Origin of the sequence: Streptomyces sp. NPDC058295 (genome assembly GCF_042880655.1) — a bacterium.
GTDB classification, from domain to species: Bacteria; Actinomycetota; Actinomycetes; order Streptomycetales; family Streptomycetaceae; genus Streptomyces; species Streptomyces coriariae.
Genome location: NZ_JBHVYO010000005.1, coordinates 279,212 through 287,400 on the forward strand (window position 1 = coordinate 279,212; position 8,189 = coordinate 287,400).

Sequence of the window (8,189 nt, forward strand, 5' to 3'; positions counted from 1 at the left end):
CGTCCGCGGTCAGTTCGCGGCCGCCGCCGACGCCTGGGCCTCGCCGCGCTGGCGGATCCGCTGGAAGGTGAACTCCGCGAGGTCGTCGCCGGCGGCGAAGACGGCCGTGTCCTTCGTGGTCACGTCCTTGCCGTCCGTGAAGCCGGTGATGGTGAAGTAGGCGTACCGGCCGTAGGAGTTGGTCGTCGAGCGGCAGATCGCGCCGTCGCAGAAGGTCTTGACGCCCCCGCCGGTGAGGGCCTTGACGATGCTCTTCTTGTCGGCCTGGCTCTTGACCTTGAGGGCCTGTGCCTCGGTGTCGAAGACCGCCACACCGACCGTGACCGCGATGTTGCCCTTGGTGTAGGTGATGCGCATCAGGCGGGTGCAGTCATTGGCGGTGAGCACCTGGGGCAGGGTGCCCTGGACACCCGTGGTGCAGGTGGTGCTGTCGGCCTTGGGGCCCTTCTTGTACACGGCCGAGCCCATGGTCAGCTGGGTGCCGGGGAAGAGCAGGTCCGGCCCGTTGGGGGCGGTGTCCTTGGCCTTGCTGGCGACGAACTCCTTCGGGTCCAGCGGGGGCGGGGCGCTGGTCGGCGCGAAGGAGGGCGTGGTGGACGCGCTCGGCAGGTCGGTCGCGGGCAGCGAGGAGGTCGGCTTGTTCGCCTCGTCACTGCCGTTCGCCGACACCACGGCCATGGCCACGGCGGTGCCGATGGCGAGCGTGGCGAGCACGCCGCCACCTATGAAGAACAGTCGACGGCGTTTGTTGCGCGTCTCGGACGCTTCCGCGAGCGCGGCCCAGTCCGGGGTCCGGCCGTCATCGCCGCTGGTCCACGGCTGCTGGGAGTTCGGTTTCCACGGATCCCACTGGGACTGAGGTCCCCCCTGCCCATAGCTCATGGGCCGCATCTTAGACGGGGAGCGGGGGATGCTGTTCCGCCTCAACCGGCGCTGAAGTCCCCGGTGTTCCCGGTGCGAGTACGGGCAAAGGTGACATCTCCGGGTGGTTGGTGCGGCATATTCGCAGGCCGGGACCTGTAGTGTGGCGCAGGCCACTCCGGGAGGGGGTTTCCGACGGCGGGTTCCGGTCAGGCTGACATGCTCACGTGTGATCGGATGGCAGGCCCGTTTTGACCCGGCCCCCGAGACGCGGGTATCCTGCATCTTCGTTGTGTATTGGCTTGCTCTTCTCACGGGACGGGCCCTTACACCGGTCCACCGGGCCGATGACCAGCGACCAGCACGCGGTTTGCGTCACCGCAGTGCGGTCTGGGCTGTCGTGATCGTCTTCGGTGACCTTGTCAGGACCAATTCACTGAAGAAGCGAAGGCTACGAACCGTGCGTACGTACAGCCCCAAGCCCGGCGATGTGACGCGCCAGTGGCACGTCATCGACGCTCAGGACATCGTCCTGGGCCGTCTCGCCACCACTGCCGCGTCCCTCCTCCGGGGCAAGCACAAGCCGATCTACGCGCCCCACGTCGACACCGGTGACTTCGTCATCATCATCAACGCCGACAAGGTGCACCTCTCCGGCAACAAGCGGACCCAGAAGATGGCGTACCGCCACTCCGGGTACCCGGGCGGTCTGCGCTCCGTGCGCTACGACGACCTTCTCGCGAACAACCCCGAGAAGGCCGTCGAGAAGGCCGTGAAGGGCATGCTCCCCAAGAACACGCTGGGCCGTCAGATGCTCTCGAAGCTGAAGGTCTACAAGGGTGACGTGCACCCGCACGCGGCTCAGCAGCCCGTGCCGTTCGAGATCACCCAGGTCGCGCAGTAATTCCGGCCACACCCCTAGCTGAAAAGAACTGAGGAGAACCGTGGCCGAGACCACTGCCGAGCAGCCGCTCGAAGAGACCGAGCTCGTCGACATCGACAGCTACACCACCGAGTCCGAGGTCCCCGTCGAGGGTGAGTACACCTCGGAGTCCCTCGCTTCCCGCTTCGGCGAGGCCCAGCCGGCCGCCGGCCTGGGTCGTCGCAAGAACGCCATCGCCCGCGTCCGGATCGTTCCGGGCACCGGCAAGTGGAAGATCAACGGTCGCACCCTCGAGGACTACTTCCCGAACAAGGTGCACCAGCAGGAAGTCAACGAGCCCTTCAAGGTGCTCGAGCTCGACAACCGCTACGACGTCATCGCCCGTATCTCGGGTGGCGGCGTCTCCGGTCAGGCCGGTGCGCTCCGTCTCGGTGTCGCCCGCGCGCTGAACGAGGCCGACGTCGACAACAACCGTGGCGCCCTCAAGAAGGCCGGCTTCCTCACGCGTGACGACCGTGCGGTCGAGCGCAAGAAGGCCGGTCTCAAGAAGGCCCGCAAGGCCCCGCAGTACAGCAAGCGTTAAGCTTCGCTGCCTGCTCGTACGTATTCCGGGTCGGACCCGTGTGGTTCGCTCGTACGTACTCCGAACGCCCCGGCGGCACGCCACAGTGTCGCCGGGGCGTTCGTTTTCTCGCAGCCGTGGGCGTATAACGGCACAAGGTGCTCAAAGGCTTGTGTGATCGGATGTTCAGGGCATCCAATGCCTGGATGCGGAGCCGCCGCCGACCGACTGATCGGTCGATCGTCCGACGCACCCGCACGGCCTTTGAAACTGACGCTTCCTCAGGAGGACAAGTGGGACGACTCTTCGGCACGGACGGCGTGCGCGGTGTCGCCAACGCGGATCTGACGGCGGAGATGGCGCTCGGCCTCTCCGTCGCGGCCGCGCATGTGCTGGCCGAGGCGGGCACGTTCGAGGGCCACCGGCCGGTGGCAGTCGTCGGACGGGACCCGCGCGCGTCCGGGGAGTTCCTGGAGGCCGCCGTGGTGGCCGGTCTGGCGAGCGCCGGCGTGGACGTGCTGAAGGTCGGCGTGCTGCCGACGCCCGCAGTCGCCTATCTCACCGGTGTGCTGGGCGCGGACCTCGGCGTGATGCTCTCCGCCAGCCACAACGCCATGCCCGACAACGGCATCAAGTTCTTCGCCCGCGGCGGCCACAAGCTGGCCGACGAGCTCGAGGGCAGGATCGAGTCCGTCTACGACGAGCACTGCACCGGCGCGCCCTGGAGCCGGCCGACCGGCAGCGGCGTCGGACGCGTGCGGTCGTACGGCGAAGGCTTCGACCGCTACGTCGCGCACCTCATCGCCGTGCTTCCCAACCGGCTGGACGGGCTGAAGATCGTCCTCGACGAGGCGCACGGCGCCGCCGCCCGGGTGTCGCCGGAGGCGTTCACGCGGGCCGGCGCGGAGATCGTCACCATCGGGGCCGAGCCGGACGGGCTCAACATCAACGACGGGTGCGGGTCCACGCACCTGGACAAGCTGAAGGCCGCGGTCATCGAGCACGGCGCCGCCTTCGGTATCGCGCACGACGGGGACGCCGACCGGTGCCTGGCCGTGGACCACACGGGCGACGAGGTCGACGGCGACCAGATTCTCGCCGTGCTGGCGATGGCCATGCGGGAGCACGGCGCGCTGCGGTCCGACACCGTTGTCGCGACCGTCATGTCCAACCTCGGCTTCAAGCTGGCCATGGAGCGCGAGGGGATCCAGCTCGTGCAGGCCGCCGTCGGCGACCGGTATGTGCTGGAGGAGATGAAGGAGCACGGGTACGCGCTCGGGGGCGAGCAGTCCGGGCACGTGATCATCCTCGACCACGCGACGACCGGTGACGGGACGCTGACGGGGCTGATGCTGGCGGCTCGGGTCGCCGAGAGCGGGCGTTCGCTGCGGGAGCTGGCCTCGGTGATGGAGCGGCTGCCGCAGGTGCTGATCAACGTGCCCGACGTCGACAGGTCGCGGGTGGGGGACTCCGCCGAGCTGGCGACCGCCGTCGGCGAGGCGGAGCGGGAACTCGGCGCCACCGGACGGGTGTTGCTGCGGCCTTCCGGGACCGAGCCGCTCGTGCGTGTGATGGTCGAGGCCGCGGACATCGACCAGGCCCGGTCTGTCGCCGGGCGGCTGGCCGATGTCGTGAAGTCGGCGCTGGGTTAGTCGGCGCTCGGTCAGTCGGCGTTCGGTCAGTCGGCGCGGCCGCTTCGAGCCGGGTTCGGGGTGGGGGTGCTGTGCGTTGCGGGCTGCGGGTTCGTCGTGGCCTGTCGCGCAGTTCCCCGCGCGGCTGAAAGCAGGAACGCGCGCTACCCGGCGGCTGCCCGTTGCCGTTGCTTCGACCAGAACCACTTCTGAGCGAGCAGCGTCAATGTGCCGGCCAGGATGATGCCCAGCAGGTTCAGCAGGAGTTGTTCCGTCGAGCCCCGGGTCTGTGCCATGTCTCCGAAGCTGAGGGCCACGGCGGCGTTGGCGGCGGCCGGGACCGTCGTGACCGAGATGGCCACGCCCACCAGGGCGCCGGACTTCGCCGAGGTCAGGGAGAGGGTGCCGGCGGCGCCCGCCAGGACGGCCACGATGAAGGAGAAGGCGTCGGGGGCGTAGACGAAGCCGGTCTGGGGGCGGTCGGCCTCCAGTTGTTCCTTGCTGAACAGGTCGATCGCGTCCATGAAGAGGCTGAAGGCCACCGTCGCCGCCATCGCCACCGCGAAGCCGACCAGCAGGGCGATCAGCGAGCGCAGGGCCAGGCGGGGAGCGCGCTGCACGATCGAGGTGCAGACGCCGGCCAGGGGGCCGAACTCCGGGCCCACGGCCATCGCGCCCACGATCAGGACCGCGTTGTCGAGCACCACACCGCAGGCCGCGATCATCGTGGCGAGCGTGATGAACGCGAGATAGGTGACGGAGAGCGTCGACTCCTCGTGGGTGGCGTCCGTGAGGTGCTCCCACAGGACCGCGTCGGCGCCCTCGCCCGGCGCCTCCGCCTCGGCCTTGTCGGCCCGCAGGGAGAGCGACAGGTCGATGTTCTCCACAGCGATCGAGCCCGTCTTGTCCAGGCCCAAATCCTGTAGCTCGGTGAGGAGTTCGTCGCCCGCCTCGCGGGCGACGTCGCACAGGACGACATCGCCCGCGGGGTTGCGAGCGGTTCCCGGCAGCACCACCAGGTGGGTGGTGCCGACGGTGTTCTCGATCAGACGGACCACGTCGTCGGTGGTGTCCGACGGTGTGATCAGGCGCAGGTGCAGCATGGGGGCAGGGTAGCCGTCAGAGTTTGCGCAGACTCAGCCGCTGCACCTTGTGGTCCTGGCCCTTGCGGACGATCAGGGTGGCGCGGCCCCGGGTGGGGGCGATGTTCTCCACCAGGTTGGGCTTGTTGATGGTGCGCCAGAGGGTGCGGGCGTAGTCGACGGCCTCGTCCTCGGAGACCTGGGTGTACTTCCTGAAGTACGAGTCCGGTTTCTGGAAGGCCGTCTGACGGAGTTTCCTGAACCGGTTGAGGTACCAGCGCTCGATGTCCTCGGCGCTCGCGTCGACGTACACGCTGAAGTCGAAGTAGTCGGCGAGGCCGACGCGGGTGCGGCCGTCCTTGCCGGGCAGGGCGGGCTGAAGGACGTTCAGGCCCTCGACGATGAGGATGTCGGGGCGCCGGACGGTGAGCTTGCGGTCCGGGACGATGTCGTAGATCAGGTGGGAGTAGACGGGCGCGGTGACCTCGCCCTTGCCCGCCTTGATGTCGGCCACGAAGCGGGTCAGCGCGCGGCGGTCGTAGGACTCGGGGAAGCCCTTGCGGGACATCAGGCCGCGGGCCTCCAGTTCCCTGGTGGGGAGCAGGAAGCCGTCCGTGGTGACCAGTTCCACGCGGGGGTGTTCCGGCCAGCGGGACAGCAGGGCCTGGAGGAGCCGGGCGACGGTCGACTTGCCGACCGCCACCGAGCCCGCGACGCCTATCACGAACGGGGTGCCGGACTGGGAGCCCTGTTCGCCGAGGAAGGTGTTCAGGGCGCCGCGCAGGCCGTCGGTGGCGCCCACGTAGAGATTGAGGAGGCGCGACAGCGGCAGATAGATGTCACGGACCTCGTCGAGGTCGATGACGTCACCGAGGCCGCGCAGCTTCTCGACCTCCTCGGCGGTCAGCGGCAGCGGAGTCTTCTCGCGCAGCGCGCTCCACTCGGATCGGGTGAGGTCGACGAAGGGAGTCGCCTCCGGCCTGTGCCGGTGGGCGCTCCGGGGCATCGGGGAGACCGGAGAGATCACAGTCCATTGTTAACGGAGTTTGAACAGGATGGTGGGTGGGGTCCGTCACGCCCGCCAGAGGTGGCGTACAGCCGTGGGAATTTCCGAAATCGGGCACGTGGAGCCTCTTTCCGGGCGTGATTCGGTCGTAGGCTGCCGCGCATGTGCGGAATCGTGGGATACGTGGGGTCTCAGCCGGCGCTGGACGTCGTGCTGGCCGGGCTGAGGCGGCTGGAGTACCGGGGCTACGACTCGGCGGGGATCGCCGTGCTGGCGGACGGAGGGCTGGCCGCCGCGAGAAAGGCGGGCAAGCTCGTCAATCTGGAGAAGGAGCTCGCGGCCCGGCCGCTGCCGACCGGGACGACGGGCATCGGGCACACCCGGTGGGCCACACACGGCGGGCCGACGGACGCCAACGCGCATCCGCATCTCGACAACGCCGGGCGGGTCGCCGTCGTGCACAACGGGATCATCGAGAACTTCGCCGTGCTGCGGGCCGAACTGGCCGAGCGGGGGCACGAGCTGCTCTCCGAGACCGACACCGAGGTCGTGGCACATCTGCTCGCCGAGGAGTTCTCGGTGACGGCCGACCTGGCCGAGGCCATGCGGCTGGTGTGCCGGCGGCTGGAGGGGGCGTTCACGCTGGTCGCGGCGCATGCCGACGAGCCGGACGTGGTGGTCGGCGCGCGGCGGAACTCGCCGCTCGTGGTGGGCGTCGGGGAGGGCGAGGCCTTCCTCGCCTCGGACGTCGCCGCGTTCATCGCGCACACCCGGTCGGCGATCGAGCTGGGTCAGGACCAGGTCGTCGAGCTGCGGCGGGACGGTGTGACGGTGACCGGCTTCGACGGGCGCCCGGCGGACGTGCGGTCGTACCACGTCGACTGGGACGCGTCGGCCGCGGAGAAGGGCGGTTACGACTACTTCATGCTCAAGGAGATCGCCGAGCAGCCCAAGGCCGTCGCCGACACCCTGCTCGGCCGCATCGACGCCTCCGGCGCGCTGTCGCTCGACGAGGTGCGGATCCCGGCCTCCGAGCTGCGGGAGGTCGACAAGGTCGTCATCGTCGCGTGCGGTACGGCCTTCCACGCGGGCCTCATCGCCAAGTACGCCATCGAGCACTGGACGCGGATCCCGTGCGAGGTGGAGCTGGCCAGCGAGTTCCGCTACCGGGACCCGATCCTCGACTCGCGGTCCCTGGTCATCGCCATCTCCCAGTCCGGGGAGACGATGGACACGCTCATGGCGCTGCGGCACGCGCGGGAGCAGGGGTCCAAGGTGCTGGCGATCTGCAACACCAACGGGTCGACGATCCCCCGGGAGTCGGACGCGGTGCTGTACACGCATGCCGGGCCTGAGGTGGCCGTCGCCTCGACCAAGGCTTTCCTGACGCAGCTGGTGGCCTGCTATCTCGTCGCGCTGTATCTGGGCCAGGTGCGCGGCACCAAGTGGGGCGACGAGATCCGGGCGGTCGTCCGGGACCTCGCGCAGATCTCCGGTGCGGTCGAGCGGGTGCTGGAGACCATGGGGCCGGTGCGGGAGCTGGCGCGGTCCCTCGCCGACAAGGACACCGTGCTGTTCCTCGGGCGGCACGTCGGGTATCCCGTCGCGCTGGAGGGCGCGCTGAAGCTGAAGGAGCTCGCCTACATGCACGCGGAGGGGTTCGCCGCGGGTGAGCTGAAGCACGGGCCGATCGCGCTCATCGAGGAGGATCTGCCGGTCGTCGTGGTGGTGCCGTCGCCTCGGGGGCGGTCCGTCCTGCACGACAAGATCGTGTCCAACATCCAGGAGATCCGGGCCCGCGGGGCGCGGACGATCGTGATCGCGGAGGAGGGGGACGAGACGGTGGTGCCGTACGCCGACCATCTCGTGCGGATCCCGGTCACGCCGGTGCTGTTGTCGCCGTTGGTCGCGACGGTTCCGTTGCAGGTGTTCGCGTGTGAGCTGGCGACGGCGCGGGGCAACGAGGTGGATCAGCCTCGGAACCTGGCGAAGTCGGTGACGGTGGAGTGAGGGCTGTTGTGAGCGGGGGCGCCTGAGGGGGTGGAGGTTCTCGCCGCGTGCGGGTGCGTTGTGGCTGCGCGCGCAGTTCCCCGCGCCCCTGGTCGGTGGGGGGAAGCCCGGGGGGTTAGCCGGCCCCCCACCGCGCCGAGTCATCCCCCTGCAC

7 protein-coding genes are annotated in these 8,189 nt (G+C 69.2%); 4 read left to right on the forward strand and 3 right to left on the reverse strand.

Annotated elements, in window-relative coordinates; all coding sequences use genetic code 11:
• Positions 1-9: 9 nt before the first annotated feature.
• Positions 10-882 carry a hypothetical protein gene (locus tag ACFVYS_RS08125; protein ID WP_389499899.1) on the reverse strand — a complete coding sequence of 291 codons (873 nt, stop codon included), beginning with the start codon at positions 880-882 and terminating at the stop codon, positions 10-12.
• Positions 883-1,321: 439 nt separating this feature from the next.
• Between ACFVYS_RS08125 and rplM the strand changes: the two genes are divergently transcribed.
• The 3 genes from rplM to glmM all read left to right on the forward strand — a co-directional run bounded on the left by rplM (position 1,322) and on the right by glmM (position 3,958).
• On the forward strand, positions 1,322-1,765 hold the full coding sequence (rplM, locus tag ACFVYS_RS08130) for a 50S ribosomal protein L13 (protein WP_020132189.1): 444 nt from the start codon (positions 1,322-1,324) through the stop codon (positions 1,763-1,765).
• A gap of 40 nt (positions 1,766-1,805) precedes the next feature.
• On the forward strand, positions 1,806-2,327 hold the full coding sequence (gene rpsI / locus ACFVYS_RS08135) for a 30S ribosomal protein S9 (RefSeq protein ID WP_054242351.1): 522 nt from the start codon (positions 1,806-1,808) through the stop codon (positions 2,325-2,327).
• A 272-nt stretch (positions 2,328-2,599) separates the two neighbouring features.
• On the forward strand, positions 2,600-3,958 hold the full coding sequence (gene glmM, locus ACFVYS_RS08140; RefSeq protein ID WP_389499902.1) for a phosphoglucosamine mutase: 1,359 nt from the start codon (positions 2,600-2,602) through the stop codon (positions 3,956-3,958).
• A 143-nt stretch (positions 3,959-4,101) separates the two neighbouring features.
• On the opposite strand, the gene ACFVYS_RS08145 is transcribed toward glmM, so the two are convergent.
• Both ACFVYS_RS08145 and coaA read right to left on the reverse strand, forming a co-directional pair.
• Positions 4,102-5,040, reverse strand: coding sequence for a DUF389 domain-containing protein (locus ACFVYS_RS08145; RefSeq protein ID WP_389499904.1), 939 nt, complete (start codon positions 5,038-5,040; stop codon positions 4,102-4,104).
• A gap of 16 nt (positions 5,041-5,056) precedes the next feature.
• Complete coding sequence (coaA, locus tag ACFVYS_RS08150) at positions 5,057-6,025, reverse strand: type I pantothenate kinase (RefSeq protein WP_200839773.1); 969 nt, start codon at positions 6,023-6,025, stop codon at positions 5,057-5,059.
• A 162-nt stretch (positions 6,026-6,187) separates the two neighbouring features.
• Between coaA and glmS the strand changes: the two genes are divergently transcribed.
• Complete coding sequence (glmS, locus tag ACFVYS_RS08155; RefSeq protein ID WP_389499907.1) at positions 6,188-8,035, forward strand: glutamine--fructose-6-phosphate transaminase (isomerizing); 1,848 nt, start codon at positions 6,188-6,190, stop codon at positions 8,033-8,035.
• Positions 8,036-8,189 lie beyond the last annotated feature (154 nt).